Annotated in this window: 43 protein-coding genes; 2 read left to right on the top strand and 41 right to left on the bottom strand. The window is 42.6% G+C overall.

Annotated features, from left to right (window positions below):
* Positions 1-18: 18 nt before the first annotated feature.
* The 36 genes from gpGT to ACQCV8_RS05705 all read right to left on the bottom strand — a co-directional run bounded on the left by gpGT (position 19) and on the right by ACQCV8_RS05705 (position 18,810).
* On the bottom strand, positions 19-150 hold the full coding sequence (gpGT, locus tag ACQCV8_RS05880; protein WP_426843629.1) for a phage tail assembly chaperone GT: 132 nt from the start codon (positions 148-150) through the stop codon (positions 19-21).
* 53 nt (positions 151-203) lie between these two features.
* A complete protein-coding gene (gene gpG / locus ACQCV8_RS05875) occupies positions 204-557 on the bottom strand; it encodes a phage tail assembly chaperone G (protein WP_426843628.1) in 354 nt (117 codons plus the stop codon).
* Between the two features lie 60 nt (positions 558-617).
* Positions 618-797, bottom strand: coding sequence for a hypothetical protein (locus ACQCV8_RS05870; RefSeq protein WP_426843627.1), 180 nt, complete (start codon positions 795-797; stop codon positions 618-620).
* A 14-nt stretch (positions 798-811) separates the two neighbouring features.
* Positions 812-1,420: a major tail protein gene (locus ACQCV8_RS05865; RefSeq protein ID WP_426843626.1), complete on the bottom strand. Its 609-nt coding sequence runs from the start codon at positions 1,418-1,420 to the stop codon at positions 812-814.
* A 12-nt stretch (positions 1,421-1,432) separates the two neighbouring features.
* Complete coding sequence (locus ACQCV8_RS05860; RefSeq protein ID WP_426843625.1) at positions 1,433-1,807, bottom strand: hypothetical protein; 375 nt, start codon at positions 1,805-1,807, stop codon at positions 1,433-1,435.
* A gap of 1 nt (position 1,808) precedes the next feature.
* Positions 1,809-2,201: an HK97-gp10 family putative phage morphogenesis protein gene (locus ACQCV8_RS05855; RefSeq protein WP_426843624.1), complete on the bottom strand. Its 393-nt coding sequence runs from the start codon at positions 2,199-2,201 to the stop codon at positions 1,809-1,811.
* The gene (locus ACQCV8_RS05850; RefSeq protein ID WP_426843623.1) at positions 2,198-2,572 is read right to left on the bottom strand and encodes a phage head completion protein; all 375 of its coding nucleotides are present in this window, start codon (positions 2,570-2,572) and stop codon (positions 2,198-2,200) included. The genes ACQCV8_RS05855 and ACQCV8_RS05850 overlap by 4 nt, the downstream gene beginning before the upstream one ends.
* Positions 2,553-2,849 (bottom strand): phage head-tail connector protein, encoded by a 297-nt coding sequence (locus ACQCV8_RS05845; protein ID WP_426843622.1) that lies wholly within the window; start codon positions 2,847-2,849, stop codon positions 2,553-2,555. The genes ACQCV8_RS05850 and ACQCV8_RS05845 overlap by 20 nt, the downstream gene beginning before the upstream one ends.
* Positions 2,850-2,865: 16 nt before the next feature.
* Positions 2,866-4,008 carry a phage major capsid protein gene (locus ACQCV8_RS05840; protein WP_426843621.1) on the bottom strand — a complete coding sequence of 381 codons (1,143 nt, stop codon included), beginning with the start codon at positions 4,006-4,008 and terminating at the stop codon, positions 2,866-2,868.
* Positions 4,009-4,020: 12 nt separating this feature from the next.
* Positions 4,021-4,770: a head maturation protease, ClpP-related gene (locus ACQCV8_RS05835; RefSeq protein ID WP_426843620.1), complete on the bottom strand. Its 750-nt coding sequence runs from the start codon at positions 4,768-4,770 to the stop codon at positions 4,021-4,023.
* Positions 4,767-5,900 (bottom strand): phage portal protein, encoded by a 1,134-nt coding sequence (locus tag ACQCV8_RS05830; RefSeq protein ID WP_426843619.1) that lies wholly within the window; start codon positions 5,898-5,900, stop codon positions 4,767-4,769. The genes ACQCV8_RS05835 and ACQCV8_RS05830 overlap by 4 nt, the downstream gene beginning before the upstream one ends.
* 80 nt (positions 5,901-5,980) lie before the next feature.
* Positions 5,981-7,615 (bottom strand): terminase TerL endonuclease subunit, encoded by a 1,635-nt coding sequence (locus ACQCV8_RS05825; RefSeq protein ID WP_426843618.1) that lies wholly within the window; start codon positions 7,613-7,615, stop codon positions 5,981-5,983.
* Positions 7,612-7,971: a P27 family phage terminase small subunit gene (locus ACQCV8_RS05820; RefSeq protein WP_426843617.1), complete on the bottom strand. Its 360-nt coding sequence runs from the start codon at positions 7,969-7,971 to the stop codon at positions 7,612-7,614. The genes ACQCV8_RS05825 and ACQCV8_RS05820 overlap by 4 nt, the downstream gene beginning before the upstream one ends.
* 96 nt (positions 7,972-8,067) lie before the next feature.
* Positions 8,068-8,325, bottom strand: a complete 258-nt coding sequence (locus tag ACQCV8_RS05815) for an HNH endonuclease (protein ID WP_426843806.1) — start codon at positions 8,323-8,325, stop codon at positions 8,068-8,070.
* A gap of 31 nt (positions 8,326-8,356) precedes the next feature.
* Complete coding sequence (locus ACQCV8_RS05810; protein WP_426843817.1) at positions 8,357-8,494, bottom strand: hypothetical protein; 138 nt, start codon at positions 8,492-8,494, stop codon at positions 8,357-8,359.
* Positions 8,495-8,576: 82 nt separating this feature from the next.
* Positions 8,577-8,840 carry an HNH endonuclease gene (locus tag ACQCV8_RS05805; protein ID WP_426843805.1) on the bottom strand — a complete coding sequence of 88 codons (264 nt, stop codon included), beginning with the start codon at positions 8,838-8,840 and terminating at the stop codon, positions 8,577-8,579.
* A 110-nt stretch (positions 8,841-8,950) separates the two neighbouring features.
* Entirely contained in the window at positions 8,951-9,190 is a 240-nt protein-coding gene (locus ACQCV8_RS05800; RefSeq protein WP_426843616.1) for a hypothetical protein, read from the bottom strand.
* Between the two features lie 161 nt (positions 9,191-9,351).
* On the bottom strand, positions 9,352-10,536 hold the full coding sequence (locus tag ACQCV8_RS05795; RefSeq protein WP_426843615.1) for a hypothetical protein: 1,185 nt from the start codon (positions 10,534-10,536) through the stop codon (positions 9,352-9,354).
* A 296-nt stretch (positions 10,537-10,832) separates the two neighbouring features.
* Positions 10,833-11,597: a phosphoadenosine phosphosulfate reductase family protein gene (locus ACQCV8_RS05790; protein WP_426843614.1), complete on the bottom strand. Its 765-nt coding sequence runs from the start codon at positions 11,595-11,597 to the stop codon at positions 10,833-10,835.
* 31 nt (positions 11,598-11,628) lie between these two features.
* Positions 11,629-11,943, bottom strand: a complete 315-nt coding sequence (locus ACQCV8_RS05785) for a hypothetical protein (protein WP_426843613.1) — start codon at positions 11,941-11,943, stop codon at positions 11,629-11,631.
* Positions 11,934-12,362 (bottom strand): transcriptional regulator, encoded by a 429-nt coding sequence (locus ACQCV8_RS05780; protein ID WP_426843612.1) that lies wholly within the window; start codon positions 12,360-12,362, stop codon positions 11,934-11,936. The genes ACQCV8_RS05785 and ACQCV8_RS05780 overlap by 10 nt, the downstream gene beginning before the upstream one ends.
* A complete protein-coding gene (locus ACQCV8_RS05775; RefSeq protein ID WP_426843611.1) occupies positions 12,362-12,784 on the bottom strand; it encodes a hypothetical protein in 423 nt (140 codons plus the stop codon). Before ACQCV8_RS05775 ends, ACQCV8_RS05780 begins: the two co-directional genes overlap by 1 nt.
* Positions 12,777-12,953 (bottom strand): hypothetical protein, encoded by a 177-nt coding sequence (locus tag ACQCV8_RS05770; protein WP_426843610.1) that lies wholly within the window; start codon positions 12,951-12,953, stop codon positions 12,777-12,779. Before ACQCV8_RS05770 ends, ACQCV8_RS05775 begins: the two co-directional genes overlap by 8 nt.
* Positions 12,931-13,155, bottom strand: coding sequence for a hypothetical protein (locus ACQCV8_RS05765; protein ID WP_426843609.1), 225 nt, complete (start codon positions 13,153-13,155; stop codon positions 12,931-12,933). The genes ACQCV8_RS05770 and ACQCV8_RS05765 overlap by 23 nt, the downstream gene beginning before the upstream one ends.
* On the bottom strand, positions 13,145-13,441 hold the full coding sequence (locus ACQCV8_RS05760) for a hypothetical protein (RefSeq protein WP_426843804.1): 297 nt from the start codon (positions 13,439-13,441) through the stop codon (positions 13,145-13,147). The genes ACQCV8_RS05765 and ACQCV8_RS05760 overlap by 11 nt, the downstream gene beginning before the upstream one ends.
* A complete protein-coding gene (locus tag ACQCV8_RS05755) occupies positions 13,420-13,737 on the bottom strand; it encodes a nucleoside triphosphate pyrophosphohydrolase family protein (protein WP_426843608.1) in 318 nt (105 codons plus the stop codon). The genes ACQCV8_RS05760 and ACQCV8_RS05755 overlap by 22 nt, the downstream gene beginning before the upstream one ends.
* Entirely contained in the window at positions 13,734-14,423 is a 690-nt protein-coding gene (locus ACQCV8_RS05750) for a sigma-70 family RNA polymerase sigma factor (protein WP_426843607.1), read from the bottom strand. Before ACQCV8_RS05750 ends, ACQCV8_RS05755 begins: the two co-directional genes overlap by 4 nt.
* On the bottom strand, positions 14,423-14,863 hold the full coding sequence (gene ssb / locus ACQCV8_RS05745; protein ID WP_426843606.1) for a single-stranded DNA-binding protein: 441 nt from the start codon (positions 14,861-14,863) through the stop codon (positions 14,423-14,425). Before ssb ends, ACQCV8_RS05750 begins: the two co-directional genes overlap by 1 nt.
* 11 nt (positions 14,864-14,874) lie before the next feature.
* Positions 14,875-15,051, bottom strand: a complete 177-nt coding sequence (locus ACQCV8_RS05740; RefSeq protein WP_426843605.1) for a hypothetical protein — start codon at positions 15,049-15,051, stop codon at positions 14,875-14,877.
* Complete coding sequence (locus ACQCV8_RS05735; protein ID WP_426843604.1) at positions 15,032-15,529, bottom strand: HNH endonuclease signature motif containing protein; 498 nt, start codon at positions 15,527-15,529, stop codon at positions 15,032-15,034. The genes ACQCV8_RS05740 and ACQCV8_RS05735 overlap by 20 nt, the downstream gene beginning before the upstream one ends.
* Positions 15,530-15,988, bottom strand: coding sequence for a hypothetical protein (locus tag ACQCV8_RS05730; RefSeq protein ID WP_426843603.1), 459 nt, complete (start codon positions 15,986-15,988; stop codon positions 15,530-15,532). It abuts the gene before it with no gap.
* Positions 15,989-16,086: 98 nt separating this feature from the next.
* Positions 16,087-16,251 (bottom strand): hypothetical protein, encoded by a 165-nt coding sequence (locus ACQCV8_RS05725; RefSeq protein ID WP_426843602.1) that lies wholly within the window; start codon positions 16,249-16,251, stop codon positions 16,087-16,089.
* Positions 16,241-16,447 carry a hypothetical protein gene (locus tag ACQCV8_RS05720; protein ID WP_426843601.1) on the bottom strand — a complete coding sequence of 69 codons (207 nt, stop codon included), beginning with the start codon at positions 16,445-16,447 and terminating at the stop codon, positions 16,241-16,243. Before ACQCV8_RS05720 ends, ACQCV8_RS05725 begins: the two co-directional genes overlap by 11 nt.
* Positions 16,444-17,733, bottom strand: coding sequence for a replicative DNA helicase (locus ACQCV8_RS05715; RefSeq protein ID WP_426843600.1), 1,290 nt, complete (start codon positions 17,731-17,733; stop codon positions 16,444-16,446). The genes ACQCV8_RS05720 and ACQCV8_RS05715 overlap by 4 nt, the downstream gene beginning before the upstream one ends.
* Positions 17,734-17,746: 13 nt before the next feature.
* On the bottom strand, positions 17,747-18,454 hold the full coding sequence (locus ACQCV8_RS05710; RefSeq protein WP_426843803.1) for a conserved phage C-terminal domain-containing protein: 708 nt from the start codon (positions 18,452-18,454) through the stop codon (positions 17,747-17,749).
* A 149-nt stretch (positions 18,455-18,603) separates the two neighbouring features.
* Positions 18,604-18,810 (bottom strand): helix-turn-helix domain-containing protein, encoded by a 207-nt coding sequence (locus ACQCV8_RS05705; protein WP_426843599.1) that lies wholly within the window; start codon positions 18,808-18,810, stop codon positions 18,604-18,606.
* Between the two features lie 202 nt (positions 18,811-19,012).
* Here ACQCV8_RS05705 and ACQCV8_RS05700 point away from each other — a divergent pair, with 202 nt between their 5' ends.
* A complete protein-coding gene (locus ACQCV8_RS05700; protein ID WP_426843597.1) occupies positions 19,013-19,252 on the top strand; it encodes a helix-turn-helix domain-containing protein in 240 nt (79 codons plus the stop codon).
* A 47-nt stretch (positions 19,253-19,299) separates the two neighbouring features.
* On the top strand, positions 19,300-19,500 hold the full coding sequence (locus tag ACQCV8_RS05695; RefSeq protein ID WP_426843596.1) for a hypothetical protein: 201 nt from the start codon (positions 19,300-19,302) through the stop codon (positions 19,498-19,500).
* Between the two features lie 26 nt (positions 19,501-19,526).
* Here the strand turns inward: ACQCV8_RS05695 and ACQCV8_RS05690 are convergent, their stop codons facing one another.
* From ACQCV8_RS05690 to ACQCV8_RS05670, 5 genes are all read right to left on the bottom strand, one after another.
* Positions 19,527-19,736: a hypothetical protein gene (locus tag ACQCV8_RS05690; RefSeq protein WP_426843595.1), complete on the bottom strand. Its 210-nt coding sequence runs from the start codon at positions 19,734-19,736 to the stop codon at positions 19,527-19,529.
* Entirely contained in the window at positions 19,733-19,951 is a 219-nt protein-coding gene (locus ACQCV8_RS05685; RefSeq protein ID WP_426843594.1) for a helix-turn-helix domain-containing protein, read from the bottom strand. Before ACQCV8_RS05685 ends, ACQCV8_RS05690 begins: the two co-directional genes overlap by 4 nt.
* Complete coding sequence (locus ACQCV8_RS05680) at positions 19,948-20,340, bottom strand: DUF1642 domain-containing protein (RefSeq protein ID WP_426843593.1); 393 nt, start codon at positions 20,338-20,340, stop codon at positions 19,948-19,950. The genes ACQCV8_RS05685 and ACQCV8_RS05680 overlap by 4 nt, the downstream gene beginning before the upstream one ends.
* 15 nt (positions 20,341-20,355) lie before the next feature.
* Positions 20,356-20,562: a hypothetical protein gene (locus ACQCV8_RS05675; protein WP_426843592.1), complete on the bottom strand. Its 207-nt coding sequence runs from the start codon at positions 20,560-20,562 to the stop codon at positions 20,356-20,358.
* Between the two features lie 112 nt (positions 20,563-20,674).
* Positions 20,675-20,968, bottom strand: coding sequence for a hypothetical protein (locus ACQCV8_RS05670; RefSeq protein WP_426843591.1), 294 nt, complete (start codon positions 20,966-20,968; stop codon positions 20,675-20,677).
* Between the last annotated feature and the right edge of the window lie 9 nt (positions 20,969-20,977).

The raw sequence follows: 20,977 nt of genomic DNA, 5'->3' as shown, positions 1-20,977 counted from the left end.
TGAAAATGAAAAAAGTCTTTAACCTCCAAATGCAGAAATTAAAGACTTTTCTTGTTTAGGTTTGTTTTGTTCTTTAAGCAATTCCACGACAAAGTGATAAGGCATGCTAAGCACCTCATTGATGTCCTTGCCGTCCTTGACCAGTTGCAAGATCAGTTTATCTAAGTATTCTTTTTGTTTTTCACTTGTGAAGTCGGCATCACTCAGCCTCTCTTCTCCAAGAACTTTTTTGTCTCATCAGTCTGTTGTCCTTGAGCCACAAATAGAATTTGTTGCTGCAGGATTGTGATGGCATCCGGAGCATGCAAACCGTTTTCCAGTTCTTCTTTTGTAAATTGATTTTTGTAAATGTCATTAGCAACAAAATCAATCAGCTTGCCAATGAGTTCCCTCTCGCTCATTTCCTGTTTTCCTTTTTCAAAATCTGATGTGAGATCCATTGCTTGATACACAACAGATAGAGGGATAAATACAGGGGTTAAGTATTTTTCCGTGATGATTTCGCCTTCCCTTACGTCTTTTACCAGTTCAATCATATTTCTTTTTAAATTTGCCATGATTTGTTCCCTCGCTTCTGTATTTTAAAATCAAAAAAGAGAGTAGTTGTCACTACTCCCCTAAACTTCCTTGATGACAGGTTTGCCAGCTTTGTTCTCGCTGGATAAAAGCTCAGAGATCCGGTCATCCTCTACCTTTTTGTTCGCGGGTTTTGGAAAACGGTCCCCTTTTTTATAGAGCTTGCCGTCATCCTCCATGTCCTTGAATTTGATAAGAGCTTCGTATTTTGGCTTGGCCATAATAGCTTACCTCCTTACACTTGTGGTGTAGCATCAGGATAAGCGGCGCCGAAGATCTTTTGAAAAAGAGCGTCCCGTTTAGACGTAGAATCTTTTGCGTCATAGCCAAAAAGAACAGATTTTTCTTTTGAGAATCCTTCGACTTCCCGGTCCATGAATTCAGCTGTTGTTTCTTCAGATTGGAATTCCACTCCATCTTCTTTCGTTTGCCCTGCAATATTCGGACGCATAAACATTCCTTTAGTCAGTCCGACCCATTCTTTGCTGCCGTCCTCATACGTTTTAGCAAATACAACCGCTACATAGGGAGGTGTATCTTCGCTTCCGAAAGAGTGGATGTCATCCTGGGAGGACTCCAATCCATAAAGAACTTTTTTATCCTCGATTGGAATCTTATGAAAAGCAGATGATACCGTTACATTTCCGTTAGACGTTGCAAGCTCGGCTGTTTTGTTATCCCCGAACGCTCGAACGATTTCTGAAGGCATTTCCACCGTGATGTTTTGAAGGAATTTAACACGTTCTATTTCACCTGTAATAACGGCTGTATTGGTTTCGTCCAGCACTCCGTAATAAAATTCATCTACACCTGTTGATGCTTTATAATTTTTGTTTTCTGGCATTATTAGCCCTCCTTATTGGTTTACATAGATTTTTCCGCGATATCGTCTTGCATCACGAAAGATTCCAAAATCTTTGTCGTACTCATCGGCTCCGCCGCCTGTTTGGGCAAATCCAAGAACCGTCCACATAACATTTCTGATCTGTTTAGCGATTGATTCAGTGTCTTCTAGACTCCTAGACCAAACCTCAATCTGAAACAGATAGTCATCTGTAAGCCATTGATTGTCTGCGTAATCGCTGGGTAATGGCACATCCAATGGATCCACAATGATGTAAGCCCCCGAAAAATCTCCAGCTGCAGGGTACTCATAAAACTTGATCCGGTTTTCGGTTTTGCTTTTGATAAGAGAGTCTGCCATCAACGCTTCATAAATGGTCTGCAGCATATCAAACTCCCCTCCTTATTGAATCCCGGATCGCGTTTTTATAAGCGGTCTCTGCATTTCGGAGCGCTTTAGCAATAGCGCCTTTACCTCTGGGATTCGGGTTTTTAACGGTACCAAATTCGTTTAGATGAATAATCCGGTACCGATTATTTGGGCCGCTCCAATGGACTTTAATCGTCCGCACACCTGATATAGACATGGGATCAGACAAAGTGATTTCTTCAAGTGATGCTCCAGTGTCTTTGAAAGCTTGAAACTCTTTCTTCAACTCATTTACAAACACCGCTGCACCACTCTTTAGAGCCTCATCACTGATTTCTTGCATTCGTTCTTTTCCGTATCGTTTTTCCAATTCATTCAGGAGCTTGTTTAGTCCATCTACCTGTACGCTCATTGCGATAACCCCGCAATAATGTCGATGAAGCGCCGGTCCTGCATGTTCGGCTGGACTTTTTTAATGTTGTATCGTTTACCTCGGTACTCCAAGGCATCAATTTCTAAAAAGTGCTTATTATTCGGGATGTATTCTGATTGTGGATCTCGAATGGTAATGGTCACATCCGATAGAGTCCCGTTTGACTTTGCGAGCTCTAAATCTCTCATCCACACTTGGTCAATTTTTGCCCAGGCACGAAAAAGAGTCCGTGCTTCGGTTTCCCCTGGCATCGGACCCTCTTTGGCCTTGTATTCAAAAAATAAAATGGGCGTTCTTAAATCCCCGTTGCTTACTCGTGGGGATTTGTACTTAAATTCCTGCATCTTCATCACCTACTGGCTCCGGAAGATTATCTAAGCCAAAGCTATTAATCTGGCTTAAGAAATTGTCATTGAAATATTCAAGTGCGTCATTAAAGGCATAGCGAGAGCGTTCGAAGACAAGCTCTTTCCCACGGTCATCCAGATTGATATCGAACTCCCCGCACTTTGCTTTAATGTCCGCATACGAGGTCCTCAGCAGCGAAGATAGGTATCCATCCTCACTACTATGAGTGATTCTCATACGGTCTTTAAATTCTGCTACTAGATCCGTTGTGATGTCCAATTACATCACCTCCGGGTTAGACTTGAGGAACAGATTCGTCAATCGCAAGATCAAGATTATATACCTGTGCGGCATAGTTATCTTTCGGCTTACCAGTTGCATATTGCTTGGCAATGTAAAGTGTTGCATCTTCCATGGCAAGGGTTTGGTCAAACTTCTTCATTTCCATAGCCCCACCAATAGCTGCTGTGTATTCGTTTCGAACAAAGAATAATACTTTACCTTGAGGTACGAACATGGATTCAGTCATGGTTGGATTGAAAGGCAAGCTTGTAACATAAGCTCCAGCTGCATTTTGGATGGTTGCATTCGCTTGAATGCCAAAGTTGTCAAATGGATTCACAACCATAATCACTCTGCCGGCTACATTGCGGACTTTATCTTCTCCGTTCACAGGACGAATAGACAACTTTTCTACGACACCTTTGAGCTCATTGATAGTCATACGTCCAGGTTTGAAAGTGAGGGTGCCTGCTGCGGCTTTGTCAGGGTATACACCATTCGTCACGGCTCCATCAAGGTCTTTCAAAAGACCAATCGGCATGTCTTTTCCTGTGCCTGCTACATATCCGCGCTCTAGTCCCACAGCCATCGCTTCTGAGATCATCGTACGAACATATCGCTCTACCCACACCGGACCAAGGTTCAGCATGTCATTGGATAGTGGTACAAAAGCAGTCAATTTAAGCTGAGTGATGGACTCTTTGCGGAATGTTGCGTTTAGCTGACCTTTGATATCTCCGAATAAAGGCCCCCACACAGCTGCGCCTTCTGGGTCACCGTAGATATATTCTGTTACAGCTCCAAGATTTTGGATACCGATCTCCTGAAGCAATGGATGGGCTTCTACGAGATCATCAAAAATACGTTCTTGGGTCGTCACAGGAAGAGTGTCCGTGTCTTTAAAGCCACCCTCTTCAATAACGACATTAAAGAATTTTGTTTCATCACTCGTAAGCACGTTAGCGCCACGAGCCTGCATGATCGCACGGTCTCCCATGGATGCATTGACTTGATTAAGGATATCGCCTTGAACATCCTGAGCAAGAGCTTCTAGCATGCTATTTAATGCTTTGGACTGTTCCTCCGCATTTCCGTTTTGTGTAGCTGTAGCAAAGGCCTGTTTCTTTTCTTCAAAAGTGTTAAATCTGATTGGCATAAAATTACCCCCTTATAATTGTAAAAAGAGCGTGCTGAGATTCTGGTTACCAGGTTCCGCAGCAGGCTCTTCTTTTGGTTTTAATTCATTAATGATTTCCGATTTCATTTGAGACAACATGTTTTTTATTTCATCCATTGTGACAGTAGGCGGTTTCTTAAGGGCATCATTTCTCACTTTGTTGATGACTTGCTGTGGCAAAGCACCTGGAGCACTCGCAATCATGCGGACACTTGCATCCTCGAACATGATCTCATCCACCAATCCTTTTTCTTTGGCGGCTTCAGCTGTCATCCAAGTTTCCTCATTCATCAGATTCAACAGGTCCTCTTCAGACATACCGCTTTTTTGACGATAAGCTGCCGCAATGGATTTATTCGTGACTTTCAGCATCTCAGAAGCTTTGTCCATGTCTCTGTGATCTCCCCACGCCACCATAGCTGCGTTGTGCACCATAATTTCGGCTGTTGGGGACATCCTCACGGTATCTCCGGCCATCGCAATGACGGAAGCAGCAGAAGCAGCAAGGCCTACAATTCGAACTTCCACATTTCCCGGATAATCTTTAAGCTCCGTATAAATTTCAGAGGCATCATAAACAGATCCACCACCAGAATTAATTGTGACTTGAACTGGCTCACCTGTAAGACCTTCCAATTCAGCGGTTATGTCTTTAGGACAGGTGGATTCGTATTCAAATAAATCATAAATCCACTTATCGTCATTGGAGATGATGGCCCCTTTTACGCTGATTTTCTTCACTCATTCTCACCTCCTTTAAGCGCTTCTGAGCTCTCTTGATAGTTTTTGGTGATGAAGTATACATCCATCATTGGATCATCCACCCTTTCAAGACCTAAAGCCTCACGCAGCTCGTTTCCATTTAATGTTCCGGAGGACCTTAGCTTATCAACGGCCGTTGCAATATCAAACATATTGCTGTAGGAAATACGCTTGGTTTCGACCTTTTCACCATTCAGGTAATCAGCCCGGTCAATCAATTTTGCATTGAGCTCGTCCCTTATTTTTTTAAGCAATGGATCGATGCAAAACGTCATGTAATTTCGGGTGAGTTTTTCGATGTCTGCCATATCCCCTCGAATTAGCGGAATAGGGATGCCTAACGCCTGGGCAACCTGGTCTAAAAAGCCACCTGTTACTTTATTGACTTCATCCACACTCTGAGAAGCTCCATTGCTTTTTTCATCGTATTTGAATCCCTTTTGTTGGGGCACAATGGCTACGGATTTTTCTGTAATTGCTTTATAAACTTTATTGATGTAGTTTTGGATTTTCTCCTGTTGTTCATCGTTTTTAATACCGGCTGTTTCAATGTCAACAATTCCTCGAATTTGGTTCTTTCTTTTTTGCGACTCCACAATCTTACCGAATAACTCTCCGTAATCCGTGTAGAGGCTATCCAGCAGTTTGGTCATATGATCGTTGTTGTATTTAAAGTACAAAACATCTCTCATCTGGAACGTCCTTGAAAATTCGTAATTCTTTACCTTCACTTCTTTAAATGTGTCCTCTACCATAGCAAATTCAGAGTGGATAAAAGAGTCCGCAATCAACAGATCCTTTGTATCCGACTGGATGATTAAACATTCATTGTCATGAATCAGCTTGTGGATCACCGTTTCCCAAAACTCATTTGCGGAATCATTGATATTCGGCCGGACGTTTAACCGATAATACATTTCGTCCTTAATGACCTTTTTATCTTTCTTCACATAAAACTCGGTCTGGCTTATTGTCCGGCCAATCATATTGACGCATGTTTGTATCGCCAATTTTTTTAAGTGGATTTTTGTGGACGCACTATCAATCAGATCAAAGTCATATAAAAATTCAAGTTCACTATTTTTCTTGAAAATATCCAGTAATCCCAATATCTCACCTCCTTCTCTAAAGTGACCCGTAACCCAGGGCGGGAGATAGGAGGGATCACTGTCCTTTCCGCCTCAGCAGGCTAAAAATCAATATCTGCTAGATGGAACTCACCATCTTCTTCAAGTAATTCGTCAGCTTTCCAAAGGGCGTGGATAAATGCTTGGAACCCATCGGTTTTTCGCTTGAATTCATCCTTTTTCAAATACTCTTTGTTCCCATCTGCTTTTGTTTTTACGTAGATGTTATTGGTATACCATCTCATCAATGGGTTATTGCCAAAGATTATATTGTGCTTGGCGAACGCTGTTTCAACTCGGGGAGCCAGCAAAGAATGAATCGCTTTTGGATTCCGGATGTACTCAATTTCAAATCCTTCTGCTTCCAGTGCAGCCTTTACTAAGTCAAGGCGGAAAGTATCGGCCACTATTTTGGTGAGTCCATACATTTCCCGCTGCTCCACGAACCAATCCACAATATGAGAAATTTCGATGACCGGGCCCTCCACTAAAGAAAGCAGGCCTTCCTTTTCCCAATCCTTGATTGGCGCCTCCAGCTTCACTGCATCCAAAAATCCCTTCCTTACAAATGAATGAGTTTTCCAAATGTAATCCTCCCCTATTTTGAATAGCAGCCCCACTGCGGCAAAGTCTTTAATCCTCGCATAGTCTAAACCGCCGATACAAGTCCTGTGCAACATGTCTGGGATCGGTCTGTTCGTGGCCATGATTTCTTCCCACGTTGCTACAGACTTTTCTAAATCCACTTCCGGAAGGTTCATCCTCTTGGTCATGAACTCTTCTCGGCCGGATGGATTGTTCTTCAGCTGCCGATATTGGGTTTGAATTTTTCTTAGTAACCCTTTTGCATACAGGCTCAGAGGTTTAGAAAACATAGGATTGGCTTTTTCCCACATTTCAGGTTTGTCTACTTCTTTCGGGTCATCGATTTTGCAGATGAAAGGAAACATGGGATCTTCGAGCTCTTTCCCTTCAAGAATAGCCATTGCCCGTTCTTTGGTCTTATCCAGAAACCCGTCACGCACATATCCATCAGTTCCTATATAAAATTCTCTTGAGTTAGCAACCTTACCTAAACCAGAAGAGAATACATTTACAGTTTCGAAAGTGGCGTACGTGTGGATCTCGTCATAGATAACGCACCCATCCCGCAGACCATCCTTGGTGCCGGCATTGGAAGTATGGTATTGAACAATGCTGTTTGTGTCATATCCTTTGATCTCGACCTTGCTGCGGTAAAACATGTCTTCCAACACTGGTTTGTTTTCAATGGTCTCGTATATTTCCCTGAACGAAGTCTTTGCCTGCTTCTCATTGTTCGCCACAATTGAGACGTTGTAGCGATCGACTCCGTGCAGGGGGCTGATGAAGAAGTGTGAGAGGGCTGAAATTAACCCGTTCTTTCCAGCCCCCCTTGCCATAAACAGCAAAAATTGCTCATAAAAAACAGCGTCATCTTCCTTGTAATAAAGGAAAACAAACGCTGCTAAGAATTTCTGGAACCGTTCTAATGGAAAGTACCATCGTTCCGAGAACTTTATGAAATTTTCAAGCATGGTTTCATTAAAATAAATATCGTCTCTTGTTAGTACATGTTTCTCCAGGTAATCAATCAGCATGATGCGCTCTTTATTCAGCTTGATTTTCCCTGTCCGGTAGAGACGGATATATTCATCTACATGGACATTGCGAATCATAGGAGATCAGCAGCTGAGCGCTTTTTTTCTTTTTCGTCTTCTGCAATCTCTTTAGGTAATAAAGCAAAAAGCTTATCACATGCTGTCGTGTACCGATTGACCATGGTGTTATAAGATTTTTGGGAGGGGTTTTCCACATACATTTTTTGCTGGCCATTTTCAAACTTATAGGTAGGACCCCTTCGCTTGATGTCATCCTCTAATATCTGCAGTGTGATGGTCATGAACGCAACGCGCTCAATTAGCCGCATAGCTGCTTCGCGTTTTTCTTCTGAGATATGGCGAAAGATTTCCTGCCATCTTTTTACTTCTTGAGCAATTAACTCGTCCTGCCTCGGACTGCTTAGCTTCGCCATTGTGTATACCCCCTCCCTTATGCGCTATTTTGGCGATAAATCCGGAAAATCGACCCCCCTCCTCGGTCCCCGAGATAAATATTTTCATCGAAGATATTAGGCGGGGGGTATGTCCGTTGTCAACTTGTCAGATTTAAGCACATTGCAGTCACGACAAGCAAGTTTTACATTATTCCAAGTGTGAGTTCCACCTTTTGAAACTGGAATGACATGCTCAATTGTTGGTGCTTTTTTGCTATTCTTGTCACACTGCAAGTCCACTTCATCATTGCATAGGTAACATCGATTGCCATCGCGACTTATTAACTTAGTAATGGTAATATCTGAATCAATCGGTCCGTTTTTCTTATACATTTCATTACGTAAAGCTTCTTTCTTCCTCGAGTTATACCTTACTTTGCAGGAACTGCCGCAGTACTTCTGGTGCATCTTGGTCTGATCGAACATGCATCCACATTCCACACAAACCTTTGATGTTAACACCGCTGTCCTTTTCTTGTGATCTTTGTTCTTTGCTTTCCATGCTTTGAGCCTGCACTTAGTGCTGCAATATATTGCTATCTCCTTCAACATGCTTATATCTGAATGACAAAGTGCACAAGTTCTTACCACATTTCATCATTCCATTTCTGCACGTGTGGTTTGAATACTCGTCCATGTATCTTGTTGTGGTGGGATAGGCAAAGAGTTTCAAGGTTGTCCAGCTCCATAGCAAGTTCAGGATGATGCTCGATCTCTTTCCTATGGTGGACATTCAATTGAATAGACTTACGTTCACCTGGTTGCTTTAAGGAATCTACATGCACTCTCCCTTGTCGCTTACATTCCTGGCATTCATAGTTGTCACGAACCAAAGCTTCTTGTCTCATCGATTGCCATTCTTTTGATTTATAAAACTTCTTCTTCTGTTCCTTGGTTCTGTACTCCAATTAATCACCACCAAAAGAAAAAGCACCCTCGAAAGGATGCTCTCGTTGTATTAATATTTGTAAGTACTTGAAAATGTTTCGGTATAAGATGGTTCTGATACCTCAATAGTACTATAAAGAATTTTGTTGCTTTCAATGGAATAGAATACGTTTCCAGATCTATCTTGGAAGTTAATCGTATCTCCTGAGCAATTGTTAATTAGAGTTACCTCTTCGTTTCCATCTGATTCTACAACTCTAGACACATAAAAATCTTTCCCGAGATAATACTTTATTGTGTATTTCTTCAATTACCTCACCTCCTCCAAATGAACTATTCGGCAGGCGTGATTATTTTCCTTCTATTTCCTTTTAATTTTCCCGTTTACCCGTCTATAAGTATCTCGCCTAACCCCCCATGATCTCATCCCAATCCACACGCTCTTGCCTTTTCTTTTTCTTCTTAAACAATTTACACATAATGAATTCTCATCACAGCGTCCTCGCTGTATTCGAGGACTTCAAACCGTTTATGTGCCGTTGTGTATCCATGGTCATCATGATAGCCGTCTATTTTATTCGCAGTTGGCATCCTTCTTTGCACCACTCCACCTTTGTCAATAACCCGTTCGGTATGAAGGTGGCCGGTGAATATCTCCCTGGTCTTAGCTTTGGCCCATTCGAATAGGAACTCGGTCGAAAAGTTTTCGGTGAGCTTATCCTCTTTCTTTTTGTCCCCATGATTTACTCCTATGAAATTGTTGCCGAGCATATGGGCTTTTCTTTCTCGGAAGCTGCTGTCTACATCTGCCTGCGGAAAACGTATCTTCAGCGCCTTAACAAACGCCCAAGACATGGACTCATCATGATTGCCTTTGGAGTACATAATCTTCACATGCTGGCACCTTTTTAAGGCCAGTTCAATTAAAGGGATGTAAAAAAGCATAGCATCTTCCCACGCTTTCTCCATGTCCACTTTATCGATTGGTGTGCCATTAGCGGTGGTTCCTTTAAAATTATCGTTATGCAGCATATCCTGACCAATGATGAAAAGAACTCCTTTGTATCCTTGTTCGATTAAGCCGGCAATCCTGCGTTGGGTAGGTAAATAGTATTCGTAATCACTGATACCGAAATGCATATCGAATAGCGGAAGGTTAAGATAATCTGTAACTCGGATGTACTCAGGTTCAATAAATTTTTGCGGGATGGCCTCTATCCTTTTAATCGCGGTTTCCCAATTAAAACTGATTTGTTTCGGCTTCACCGTAATCTTACTGGCATAAAGAGTCATGACCCCATCTTGCTTGCTGTAGCTGTTCCAGATGTTATTCTTTGCAGTGACCAATTCCCACGACTGAGTTTCAAAGCCATGCGCTTTTAAGAGGTATTCCGGATTCTTTTGTTGTGCAGCTGTCATCTGTAGCAGTTTGTCACTCTTATGGGATCCGTCTGATGCAATCTCATGTGTTTCTTTATAGGCAATCGGGATAGAAGGTTGAGCCTGTGGCTTCAAGCGCGGAATCTTTTTCTGGACAGACCAGTAACTAAATTCCTTTTTGTACAAAAGGCTCATTTCTTCTGCTATTTCTTTAGTAGATAGTCCTCGTTCTTTAAACTCAATTAAACTAGCTTCTTCTTCCGCGCTCCAAGACACATTCTCACCTGCTTCTCCATGCGCCGTTCCGTTTTAGATAGGTCGGCTTATTGACTCCCATCAGTTCCAAGAGCTCTTTTTTGCTAAGCTTTTCTTCTTTCGGTTTCTTCGGTTTTTTCTTCATTGTTCTCTCTCCATGAAAAAAGCCCACCGGTTGGGTGAGCTCTTCTTATTGTTATTGGACGGAAGCACAGAACCCACGCAGTCGCAGTTCCCATACTCCCTGATAGTATCAGTATAGCTTGATTTGACAGGCTAAAAGTCGCATGTTAGTCGCATAATCTTCGTATAGCTCACTAACTGATCTTTATTCCAACGTGTTCTTCTAAAGATATAGGCTGCTTACCTTTCATGAACATGGTGTGTCCAATCTGCTTCTCTAATTCAACATACCGTTTATACAGTTCTGGTCGTTGCTCTGCGCCATGTCTTAAATCATTCACACAACCCATAATACAAAACACACAGCTTAATCTTTCGTTCTTAGAGTAAGCCCAGAAAGGCTCCTGACCTGCTCCACGAATGGACTGAAATACTTCTTCGGTCGTGAAATGAAATATAGGCAGCCAGTCATAAACATGGCGAATCACACGATTATTACAGCTTTGCATTTTGTTGTAAGAAAGAGGTTTCTTCTTCGCCCTGGAAGATGACTCTTGCGCCCGTAATCCCATACAGTTAATGGCTATTGTGGCTCCACGTTCTTTCAAGTCGTTTCGGATGAACTTGAATATCGGACCTCTTTTCAAATCACTTGTACATTGCCTGTATGCAGCACTCGGCCATTTACCTCTTTTCTCAACCATTTCAAGAAAATCTTTTTTCGCTTTTACCACCCAAACCTTATGTTCTGTATTCTCAAAGATGTGGTCTTGCACACCTTGCCATTCAACCTCTCCAAGATCGGCACGAACAACAACGATTTGTTCATCTGGAACCACCTCTTGAATGAGTGCGTACATGGCTTGTGAATCTTTCCCTCCAGAATGAGAAACATAGAATATTGCTCCATCGTCAATGAAACTTTTAATCTCTTCTGGACAGTAAATTGAGGTATTCATTTCTCACTCTCCTTCCTGCACTGCATGAGTCTTAAACGTCTCTGCCTTTATCAATCCAAGTCCAGTAATGGCCAGGATGCCATCCCGTCCACATCGCTTCTTCATACAGCCATCCGTGGACATGTTGGTAACACTTATACGTTCCGTCCTCCAGGGTACACAGTGACGGTTTCTTCTCTGATAATGGATTCTTAACCAGATCCGGGAAGCAAATGGCGACTAACTTAGAGTTATCTATCACCTGCCCGTCTATTGTTTCCCATACAGTGTTCAGTACAGCTTCTATATCATTATCCTGTTCCATGATCTCGAAGACATCAAAGATGGAGATCTGCTTTACCTCCATCCTAATACTTCCGCAATCGCCTCAATCACCGTGTCTCTCCACCTAAATGCTGTTGCCCGGTTCACATGCAGCTCATTCGCTATCCCGTCCCATGTCTTTAGCTGTGGCTTCGTCCAGTATTTTAACTGGACCAGCTGGCGGTGAGTCTCCGGTATCTTCGTATATACATCCTCTATAGCCTGTGCGATTTGCTCCAACTGCTGCAGTTTCTTGTGTGTCAAAAGACGCGTGGCAATCCGCTCGGTGGGAGATGAGATAAAGCTGCTTCTTCCTCCTCCAATATTCTCATCGTCACTCTCTTTGCAGAACATGATATTTTGACGGAGGAATTCGATTTCCTTTATGGTGTCCTTGTAGTCAAATAATTCGGATTCAATATGTTTAAAAGTGGCTTTCCTCACTTTAGTCGCTATTGTCATCACGCTCCCCCCTCCGTACTGATGCCCTTGATCATGTCCTTTATAGCGTTCCTGGCTCCTTCATAGCTCAAAGCAAAACCTTTCCAAGCAATGTGCTGTCCATCATACCCTGCAGCCTCAGTGAGCATGTGTCCCTTAGCGATTCTCGCCTCGTATTGGGCATCCTGACCGCTTTTACCATCTTTGCGAAGGTTTGCGTAAGCCGTTCCCTGCGATACCTCCGCCATGCCCTCGTAATACTTCGCTTTGTTACGGAAGTAACCAGCTATTGTCCAAGCATGCCGTTCCACTTTCGTATAGAGGTATTCAAGTTTTGCTAGTTCAAAGGGAGCCAGACTGTTTAATCGTTTATCCAGCTCCTTGATCTCGGCGATGGAATTATCATGGGATTTTTTTGTGTCTTGGTAGGTCTTGTCATCCATCAGCATCCATCCTGTTTACAAATTCTTTTGTAATCTTTTCTGCTGTCTTTTCTCCGATTCCCTTAACAGAAGTAAGAGATTGCATAAGTTTTGCAAAGTGTTCAATGTCACTTTTTCGCTGAGCGGCGGCCCCTGCAGCATAGCCTTTATTCCATGCGGGATTTAGCATACTTTCTTCTCCACCATCTGTAGGCATTGCTTTCTTCTACGAGCTTGCCGAGGTTATAAGCCAGTCCTATTAAGATAACAGCTGCTACGACCAAGAAAATATTTTTGGCCAATTCAGGGTGCTTTGCCAACAATGTCATTAATCCTACCGGTACCGCCATGATCAGTAATCCTAATAAAGTGAACAGGATTTTATTCCACATGCTTCATCAGCTCCTTAAATTTGTCTAAGGTCATCACCACTAACCACGGCTTCCGATCTGCTTTAAGTGCAAGGGCGTCTGGTTTTTCTCTTTCATCGAGCAACCAGTTATAAAGAGTTTTAAATCCTTCTTTCCTTGCCTTCACTTCAAATTCCATTCCTAATCCTTCTACATCGTTAGAATATTTACCGCCTAAAGCTCCGGAGAGGGGCTTTCTTTCCCCTCCGATTAGCTTAGCTAGCTCTGCCTTTGTCTCTCTGCGACTTACCCAACGCGATTTACCGATGCTTCCTCTGAGAAGCCTTCCGGATACCTCCGCTTTAGCTTCTCGATGTTCTTCTCTGCTACCCTGCCGAGATCCAAGTCATACACACTTGCCAACTGAGACAGGTACCAAAGCACGTCTCCAATTTCCTTTGCCAGTTCCCCGCGATTCATTTCATGACCGTGAAATTCTGATTTCTTGATGAGATCCGCAATCTCTCCGGCTTCTCCAGTGACTCCAAGTGCATAGTTTAATTTTTCATTTATGTGTTTGTTAGCTGTTCTTCCTGCAAGTTCTTGATATTCGTTAAAATTCATGCTCCCACTCTCCTTTTTCTTCGGGTTGCTAACCCAGCTGCTTTCAAATTGTTTTTCTCCCGATCTGGATTGATTTTGATAAATGCTTTATGCAGAATCTTAAGTATTGCTGAGGCGCTCTTATAGTTGTATTTTTCTGCGATCTCGCTGTACGAATATCCTTCAGCAAAGAGTTTTAAGATTTGTTTTTCCTTTTCTTCCAACTTGCTGAAATTATCGTCCCAAAAAACTTGGGTAATTGCTTGTTTTTCTACATTTGCGAATGGATCGATCAAAGAATCCTGAAAAGTTTCGTCATTATTATCATGTCGTTGAACATCCAATGAGCAAATGCTTTCGTAAACTTTTCGTTTTTCTGACTGTTCTTTGTTTATCAGATGCCAGTATTCTGACTTAATGTTCATAAAGGCAAATGTTTTAAACGACCCTTTTCCAGGATGATAATTCTGTATTGCTTTCAAAACTCCGATGTTGCCCAACTGGATGAGGTCTTGTAAGTGGTATTTTCTTAAATCACTCCAACGGTCAAACATTTTGTTAACTAAATGCTTTATGAGGTATGCGAATAGATTTCTTTCGAACCCCTCCATGACCACTTGTTCCAAAAGGTCTTTCGGGCAATCTATATCACTTTGAATGATTGTCCATAATTGCTGGTTAGTGGCAGACTGTAAGTTCATATCCATCAGAACGGAAGATCCTCATCCGAAATATCAATTGGCTGCCCATCATTCTTAAACGGATCATCGTTGCCAGCAGGTGATTGGTTCCGCTTTTGACTGTAGCTACTGGATTCATTGCCCTGCTTTTTGGGCTCCAGAAACTGCACGCTGTCTGCAACTACCTCAGTGACGAATATCCGTTTGCCTGACTGGTCCTCATAGCTTCTGCTTTGTAGTCTGCCTTCCACTCCAGCCAATGAGCCTTTGTTCAGGAAGTTGGCTGCGTTCTCAGCTTGCTTCCGCCATACTACGATGTTCAAAAAGTCCGCTTCTCTTTCTCCCTGCTGATTGGTAAAGGTGCGGTTTACAGCTAATGTAAATGTCGCTACCGCTTGTCCTGATGGAGTATATTTCAGCTCCGGGTCCTTTGTAAGTCTGCCAACTAGTACCACTCTGTTAATCATGTAATCTCCTCCTATTCATCTTTCCATACGTACCGACTGCCGCGCTTCACAAGCACCTTGTGTCTCTTGCTGTATTCCGATTCCTGCCGAGCCTCTTTCTTCCCGGCACCCTCTTCAAAAATGGTTATGATCATGAGCTCCTCACGATCCAATGTAGCTCCAGAATGTTCAGTGACCCTTCTCCCCATTCGCTTCACGCTCCATGAATTTTTCGAATGCTTCCTGTGTCGTGTTCGGTAATAATCCCTCTTTGAAGAGGTCGAACCGATCCGCCCAGTACCAGCTTCCGTAAATCGCTTCCCGATCTGCCCGGAGACTGTCTGCAAAGGTACGGCTTCTATGGGCTTTATTGTGATGGGTCTTACAGAGGGGAAGGAGGTTTCGGTATCCTCCCTTTCCTCCCTGGGAACGAAACTTCAGATGGTGCATTTCAATGGCTGGATTCTCACATTCGGCACATGCTTCACCGAAGGCTTTTATCGCCCGGCCGTATTCCTTCTTGGTGATTTTGCTCCGGGTCTTGCTGTTCGGTACCGCTCGTCCTTTTGTTAGCTGAGGCTTTTTCCGCTTCTTCGGTTTCTTCACCTTGAAGTCTGGGGTGTCCGGTTCTTTCTTGGGTGATTTCCCCAACTGTGAGTCTTTTGAATAAGGGCGGTATTCAAACATTCACAGTTTCCTTTTCAGTAAGGCTGTTAGAAGATTGTTTTCATCTTGCAAGCTTGCAATCTCGCTTTCTAAGTCATCACATGCAGAGTGGAGTGGTATGGCTGTTTCTGCTTCTAATTTGCTAATGTGCTCTTCCAGCTTGCTAATCATGCTGTCTTTTTCCCGAATCATATCTTTCAATTTTGAAATGATACTTCCATATTCATCAACTTGATTCTGAATCAGCTCATCATTCGTCTCAGGAACTTTAGCGGGTGCTGCTGGCTTTTCTTTCTTGCTTTCAACTGGCTGCCCTTCCCATACTTTGATCCGATTATATAGAGTGGGTAAGCTTACGCCCATAGCTTTTGCTATTTCATTCTTGGTCTTTCCTGCAGCCACATCCGCTTTATAATTCTCGTGCGTGTACATTTTTCGTCCCCCTTTATTTCGATACGCTTCCAATTCTTCTGGAGTCATGTGCCAGACTTTGACTGAAGAATCCCAATTGTCCTTTTCACCTCTGCGCCCGAACTTTTGGGCCCCTGATCGGTGAGGTGATACTTTAGTTGTTCTGCTCATTCGCTCAATAATTCCTCCAGATCTTTTTGGAACAGCACCACAGTCAGGCCGGCGAGAGCAGCTGCCACCTTGTCTCCGTTTTGCTCGAAGGTGTGCTGCCTTTGCTTCAGCTTAGCAATCCGTTTCGTCAATGCCTGTATCTTAACTTCGTTAACCGACATTTTGAGCCCCTCTTTCATATTCGGATAGGTATTGGTTCAGCTTGTTCGTAAAGCGCTCCTGGAGATAATAGGAGAGCTTCTCTTCGCTGTCATCCATGGTCAGGACTTTCTTTTCGTGCACCAGGTATTCGATTAATAGCCGCATGGAGTAATGCTGATCCGTCAAAGCATCTTGATAATAGTCTTTGACTTTCATAGAACCTCCGTAAAAACGTTGGTGGCTTTCTGAAATTTAAAGTTAAGTGTGCCGGTCTGCCCCTGCCGGTTCTTAGCAAAATTAACTTCCACTATATTTTTTAAGTCCGTATCTTTGTTGTAGTAATCATCCCTGTACAGCAGTGCAATCACATCAGCGATTTGTTCAATCGTCCCCGACTCGGTCAAGTCACTCATATTCGGCCTTTTATCCTGGCGGGCTTCTACGCCCCTGCTTAGCTGGGAAATCACGATAAACGGAACCTTAAACTCAACTGCAATGTTCTTCAGGTCAATCACAATGTCTGATATATCATGATGCTTGTTTCCGCTCGGATTCATATGGCGAATCAGCGTTAGGAAGTCCAGTCCGACTACGTGCTTTTTATCAGGATGATTTCTGATGTTTCGCCTTATTGCTGCCCTAATCTCAGGGATTGTGTTCTCCCGCCGAATGTCAAAATTCATATTTTCGATGATGCCAATCGCTTTTGAATGGCGCTCCCATTCGTCATCTACAAAGGTTTTGTTAGGATTTCTCATTTTCATGAGGTTGATTCCGCCCTGCATGGCGATCATCCGGTCGATCACCGGCCCCTCCGCCATTTCAATCGAGAAGAAGGTTCCGAAGGTATCGGGATCTTTCCTCAGTCCATTCATGAAACTGTTAAGGACGAATGCTGTTTTTCCCATCGATGGCCTTGCTGCTACAATTATTAAGTCAGTTTTCTGCCAACCGTCTGTAAATTTGTTAAGGTTCAGGAACCCTGCGTTGATTCCGCTGAGCCCTGTTTTCAGGCTTTCAAGATGCTCACTCACTCGGTCAGCAAGCTTCTGTTTAAAAGACTGGTGATTCTTCACGGTACTTCCTTCAAGCTCTGAAACCTCTTTGATCAGCAGGGATAAATCCTTCACTTTATGAGTTTCTTTTGTGCGCTCCAAGAACTCTTTGACTGCATCCTGTGCTTCCTGCACCACATGAAAGGATAGAACATTTTGCTGGAACCCGTTGAATCCGTGTATAGATGGAACACCAGCTATCAAATCCGCCAGATAATTCCGCCCTCCGAACTTAGCAACCTTTGATTCTCCCAGTTGCATGAGTGAAAGCATGCTGATTTCCTTGCCTTCTTTCAACAAGTCCTGCATAGATTTGTATATTTCCTGATGTCCACTGCTTAGAAATTGGTGAGGCAAGACGGTCGATTCATCTAGTAATGTAGGGTCTTTAAGGATACAGCCCAGAAACATCGCTTCGTTTTCAAAGGCCACTTCAAATTTGTTCATCTTTATCCGTCCTTTAGAAGAGCAGTTCGGGAGATTCAAGAAAAGTTTCTTTCGTACTCCCCTTCGTCTTCTTTGCTTTCTGAAGCCTTTCATCAAACTTATTGTTAAAGAGTGTAGAGGGCTGCAGGTAGTCATCCCCTTTGTTTCCGTTCGCAAAGGTTTTCCCTTTCCAATTCGTACAGCAGTAATCAATGACGAGGATTAAATCCTCTTTCGTAAAATTTTCATTAACCCTCGCCTTGATCAGATCTCTTGTTTTCTTGGTTGTGTCTTTAAAGTTAGTTCCAGCTTTTTCATTTAAATAATTTATTACGTCGGCATATATGTTTATATTCTTTTCATTCTTTACATTCTTGTTAGTTGTTAGCTGCTTGTTAGGTGCTTGTTGATTGCTTGTTAGCTGCTTGTTAGGTTCATCCTCTGAACCTTGATATAAGCCCCAGTTAACAATGGTTATGAGTCTATTTCTGTTTGTTGATTCGTTTGTTAGAAATTCAAATTTTTCTAATCTTTTTAACGCAGTCCTGACATTCTGAATGGTGATTCCTTTGCCGCTTTTGTGCGTAATTGACTCGAGACTTGTGACAAACTGTCCCGGTTGTGCTTTGAAGCTTTTCCCCTGCCACTCCCATTCTCTCCCTTGATGATTGGCCATCATAAGGAGAGTAATAAGGATTGTTTTTTGCTCAGGAGTAGAATCGAGCCAGATCGGCTTGTGCATCAGGCACCGGTGAAGTTTAATCCATCCCTGCACATTTCCACCTACTTCCTGTAAAAAAAGGATGAATATTTGATTAAAAGTGTGATATACTTATAACAACTAAATTTTGTAACGAGCGAGTCTGGTGTTGGTAGCACCAGGCTCTTTTTTTATTTCTTGATAACAATTAAATCTTCGATGCTGCATTTCAACACCTCGCACAAAGTACCAATGGTATTGAAGTACAGGGACTTCTTTTCTCCGTTTAAAATCTTCCTTATGGTTGTCCTGGAAATTCCGGTCCTTTCGTGCAAGTCCTCGATCCTGCGGATGTTTTCTTTTGCCATCATTTCCAGCAATCTTACTTTGACCTCCAAACGCTCACCTCCTTATAATGGTATTATACACTCAATTGTGGGACAAGTAAACACAATTGTATTTATTGAATGCCGAAAAGTGTTTTTACTAGAACGTATGCTCCTGATACAATCCGACTATTTTTGTGTCAATTAAAATTTACCACTTGCTAAATCTAAAATGTATATAATAATATTATAAATAGGTATAATCAATACTGAAATGAATACATTTGTATCGGAGGTGAACATAATAATGATTGTAAGAAATAATTTACGTGTCTTAATGGCGCAGCATCGGATGTCTATGCAAGATGTTCATGAAAAGACTGGATTGAGCCGAACCACTATATCTAAGCTTTACAATGAATCCTCAGCAAAAATCGGTTTCGAAACCATCACTGCCCTTTGTGCACTCTTCGAATGCGACGTGAAGGATCTGCTTTACCTTGAAGAATCGTAATACATTATTAATGTGTTACACACCATCTAAAAAAAGGAGCGAATCAAATGGCACATGTTCGATCAAATTGTAAGAACCCTTCTACATCTATATCTTGGGATGAAGCTGTACTCTCTATGGTGGATGACTACCGCTTTGCCAACCGGAAAGATAACCGCAGCGCTGCTGTTCAGGAGCTTGTAAAAATGGGCTTAAAGTATAAAGCTGCGCTGGATCGGAAGAGAGCGAAAGAAATTACTGGGGGATGATCATACGATTATCCTTTTTTGTTTTCTCACCCAAACTCCTCCTCATCCTCTTTAATCCGGAATGAAATTATATAATTGTCACCAGCTGACTGTTCCATGCGCCTGCGATACACCGGTAGCGACCAAAATCGAACTGTTTTTTCAGTAACTCCCATATAGGCTGCACACTCCCGAACCGTTCCCAAGCATACGAACTGATCCCCTTTATACACTGCGTACTCATTCGCCATATTCAAGAATGAACTCCCTGTCTACGAATGTTCTTTTTGACAACTTGACGAACGGATGAGATGACATGCGGGGCGTCCTTTGCTAAATTTCTACCCTGCTCCCATTGATCATAAGTGATTTTCTTTACGCCTAACTCTTCAGCAAATTGTTTACGGCTCATATGGATAGAGAGTCGGTGATGACGGATAAAATCTGCGAACTCTTGAGCTGTGAGGTTCATTCCGCTTCCTCCTTATCGTTAATGCCGGGTATGGTGATTCCTAAAATATTCAAGGCTACCGGAATACCTGTTATTATGCCGTCTCTGCGCCCTGCAGCCCATGCGCTTAAACCCTTATCGCTTTTATAACCCTGATACCATTCCAGCAGCCTTTCTTCCGGTGTCTGCTCGACTGTGTAGCCGTTGACTAGGGCGGTCATGTATTCGATTGGTTTTTCTTCTGCGTACTCTTCCAATTTAACGACATCTTCTACAGGTCGTTTGTCTTTATAAAGCTGAGTCCAGTTATTGAGATATAGGTGTTTACTAAGTGTTGCATTATCCGACATCGACCAAACCTTCTCAATCGCTTCCGCCACCTCTTTCGGCAGCACAACTTTTTCGCTCATTCTGCTTCCTCGCTTTCAAATTCTAATTTCAATTTTGTTCTGACAATCTATGTTTTCACAATAAATGTCAATTGATTTATCTACGGTTCCAAAATATCCTTTATAGGTATCTACATTGATTTCGATATGATCTCCCCATCGTTTTGATTTGTTTGTAAAAACTTGTTCCCCTCCGCATTTATCGCATTTGATTGTAAAACTCACCTTAACCCCGCCTTTCATTCTGATTCCTCGCTTTCTTGTTCATTAAGATAGTTTAAATACGATTCTTTATGTTCAATGCTACAAAATCTCTCGCTGTCCAGAATTGGTTTCCCGCACTCTCTGCATTTGTTCACTTCAGCCCCGCCTTTCTCATGCAGTCTATGGTTTGTTGCAAATCGGAAATTTCTTTCGCCATATCTGTAATGGTTTCTTTCCGCCAAGCATCCTCAACCGTTACACAATCCAGTTCAACTGACAATTTCTTGATTTCCTCCGCTTGCTGCTGGATGGTTTTAAATGAGCGTTCTAATTCTTGGGTTAACCAGGTAAAATCATTACCTAGTTCCTTCCTGCCTTTGTGTTCTTCAATGTCGTAACGTCCCCATTTTCCTGCTATTTCCTGCAACCGTTCCTGGTTGTTCATAAGTTAATC

Origin of the sequence: Metabacillus sp. 84 (genome assembly GCF_050107715.1) — a bacterium.
Taxonomy (GTDB): domain Bacteria; phylum Bacillota; class Bacilli; order Bacillales; family Bacillaceae; genus Metabacillus_B.
The sequence above is the reverse complement of the archived record's forward strand: the minus strand, read 5'-3'. Positions and strand labels throughout refer to the sequence as shown.

What these genes read in the sequence shown, in the direction of transcription:
- ACQCV8_RS05755 (WP_426843608.1), bottom strand. Translation starts at nt 13,737, where the DNA reads ATGAATTTTAACGAATATCAAGAACTTGCAGGAAGAACAGCTAACAAA.
- ACQCV8_RS05765 (WP_426843609.1), bottom strand. Translation starts at nt 13,155, where the DNA reads ATGTGGAATAAAATCCTGTTCACTTTATTAGGATTACTGATCATGGCG.
- ACQCV8_RS05740 (WP_426843605.1), bottom strand. Translation starts at nt 15,051, where the DNA reads ATGGGGAGAAGGGTCACTGAACATTCTGGAGCTACATTGGATCGTGAG.
- ACQCV8_RS05820 (WP_426843617.1), bottom strand. Translation starts at nt 7,971, where the DNA reads ATGGCGAAGCTAAGCAGTCCGAGGCAGGACGAGTTAATTGCTCAAGAA.
- ACQCV8_RS05670 (WP_426843591.1), bottom strand. Translation starts at nt 20,968, where the DNA reads ATGAACAACCAGGAACGGTTGCAGGAAATAGCAGGAAAATGGGGACGT.
- ACQCV8_RS05825 (WP_426843618.1), bottom strand. Translation starts at nt 7,615, where the DNA reads ATGATTCGCAATGTCCATGTAGATGAATATATCCGTCTCTACCGGACA.
- ACQCV8_RS05780 (WP_426843612.1), bottom strand. Translation starts at nt 12,362, where the DNA reads ATGACAATAGCGACTAAAGTGAGGAAAGCCACTTTTAAACATATTGAA.
- ssb (WP_426843606.1), bottom strand. Translation starts at nt 14,863, where the DNA reads ATGATTAACAGAGTGGTACTAGTTGGCAGACTTACAAAGGACCCGGAG.
- ACQCV8_RS05860 (WP_426843625.1), bottom strand. Translation starts at nt 1,807, where the DNA reads ATGCTGCAGACCATTTATGAAGCGTTGATGGCAGACTCTCTTATCAAA.
- ACQCV8_RS05770 (WP_426843610.1), bottom strand. Translation starts at nt 12,953, where the DNA reads ATGCTAAATCCCGCATGGAATAAAGGCTATGCTGCAGGGGCCGCCGCT.
- ACQCV8_RS05680 (WP_426843593.1), bottom strand. Translation starts at nt 20,340, where the DNA reads ATGAGCGAAAAAGTTGTGCTGCCGAAAGAGGTGGCGGAAGCGATTGAG.
- ACQCV8_RS05750 (WP_426843607.1), bottom strand. Translation starts at nt 14,423, where the DNA reads ATGGATATGAACTTACAGTCTGCCACTAACCAGCAATTATGGACAATC.
- ACQCV8_RS05775 (WP_426843611.1), bottom strand. Translation starts at nt 12,784, where the DNA reads ATGGATGACAAGACCTACCAAGACACAAAAAAATCCCATGATAATTCC.
- ACQCV8_RS05675 (WP_426843592.1), bottom strand. Translation starts at nt 20,562, where the DNA reads ATGAAAGGCGGGGTTAAGGTGAGTTTTACAATCAAATGCGATAAATGC.
- ACQCV8_RS05685 (WP_426843594.1), bottom strand. Translation starts at nt 19,951, where the DNA reads ATGAACCTCACAGCTCAAGAGTTCGCAGATTTTATCCGTCATCACCGA.
- ACQCV8_RS05850 (WP_426843623.1), bottom strand. Translation starts at nt 2,572, where the DNA reads ATGAAGATGCAGGAATTTAAGTACAAATCCCCACGAGTAAGCAACGGG.
- ACQCV8_RS05695 (WP_426843596.1), top strand. Translation starts at nt 19,300, where the DNA reads ATGGCACATGTTCGATCAAATTGTAAGAACCCTTCTACATCTATATCT.
- ACQCV8_RS05790 (WP_426843614.1), bottom strand. Translation starts at nt 11,597, where the DNA reads ATGAATACCTCAATTTACTGTCCAGAAGAGATTAAAAGTTTCATTGAC.
- ACQCV8_RS05735 (WP_426843604.1), bottom strand. Translation starts at nt 15,529, where the DNA reads ATGTTTGAATACCGCCCTTATTCAAAAGACTCACAGTTGGGGAAATCA.
- ACQCV8_RS05840 (WP_426843621.1), bottom strand. Translation starts at nt 4,008, where the DNA reads ATGCCAATCAGATTTAACACTTTTGAAGAAAAGAAACAGGCCTTTGCT.
- ACQCV8_RS05700 (WP_426843597.1), top strand. Translation starts at nt 19,013, where the DNA reads ATGAATACATTTGTATCGGAGGTGAACATAATAATGATTGTAAGAAAT.
- ACQCV8_RS05855 (WP_426843624.1), bottom strand. Translation starts at nt 2,201, where the DNA reads ATGAGCGTACAGGTAGATGGACTAAACAAGCTCCTGAATGAATTGGAA.
- ACQCV8_RS05725 (WP_426843602.1), bottom strand. Translation starts at nt 16,251, where the DNA reads ATGTCGGTTAACGAAGTTAAGATACAGGCATTGACGAAACGGATTGCT.
- ACQCV8_RS05730 (WP_426843603.1), bottom strand. Translation starts at nt 15,988, where the DNA reads ATGACTCCAGAAGAATTGGAAGCGTATCGAAATAAAGGGGGACGAAAA.
- ACQCV8_RS05870 (WP_426843627.1), bottom strand. Translation starts at nt 797, where the DNA reads ATGGCCAAGCCAAAATACGAAGCTCTTATCAAATTCAAGGACATGGAG.
- ACQCV8_RS05720 (WP_426843601.1), bottom strand. Translation starts at nt 16,447, where the DNA reads ATGAAAGTCAAAGACTATTATCAAGATGCTTTGACGGATCAGCATTAC.
- ACQCV8_RS05785 (WP_426843613.1), bottom strand. Translation starts at nt 11,943, where the DNA reads ATGGAGGTAAAGCAGATCTCCATCTTTGATGTCTTCGAGATCATGGAA.
- ACQCV8_RS05865 (WP_426843626.1), bottom strand. Translation starts at nt 1,420, where the DNA reads ATGCCAGAAAACAAAAATTATAAAGCATCAACAGGTGTAGATGAATTT.
- ACQCV8_RS05810 (WP_426843817.1), bottom strand. Translation starts at nt 8,494, where the DNA reads ATGGAAAGCAAAGAACAAAGATCACAAGAAAAGGACAGCGGTGTTAAC.
- gpG (WP_426843628.1), bottom strand. Translation starts at nt 557, where the DNA reads ATGGCAAATTTAAAAAGAAATATGATTGAACTGGTAAAAGACGTAAGG.
- ACQCV8_RS05815 (WP_426843806.1), bottom strand. Translation starts at nt 8,325, where the DNA reads ATGTATAAGAAAAACGGACCGATTGATTCAGATATTACCATTACTAAG.
- ACQCV8_RS05805 (WP_426843805.1), bottom strand. Translation starts at nt 8,840, where the DNA reads ATGAGACAAGAAGCTTTGGTTCGTGACAACTATGAATGCCAGGAATGT.
- ACQCV8_RS05710 (WP_426843803.1), bottom strand. Translation starts at nt 18,454, where the DNA reads ATGCACAAGCCGATCTGGCTCGATTCTACTCCTGAGCAAAAAACAATC.
- ACQCV8_RS05715 (WP_426843600.1), bottom strand. Translation starts at nt 17,733, where the DNA reads ATGAACAAATTTGAAGTGGCCTTTGAAAACGAAGCGATGTTTCTGGGC.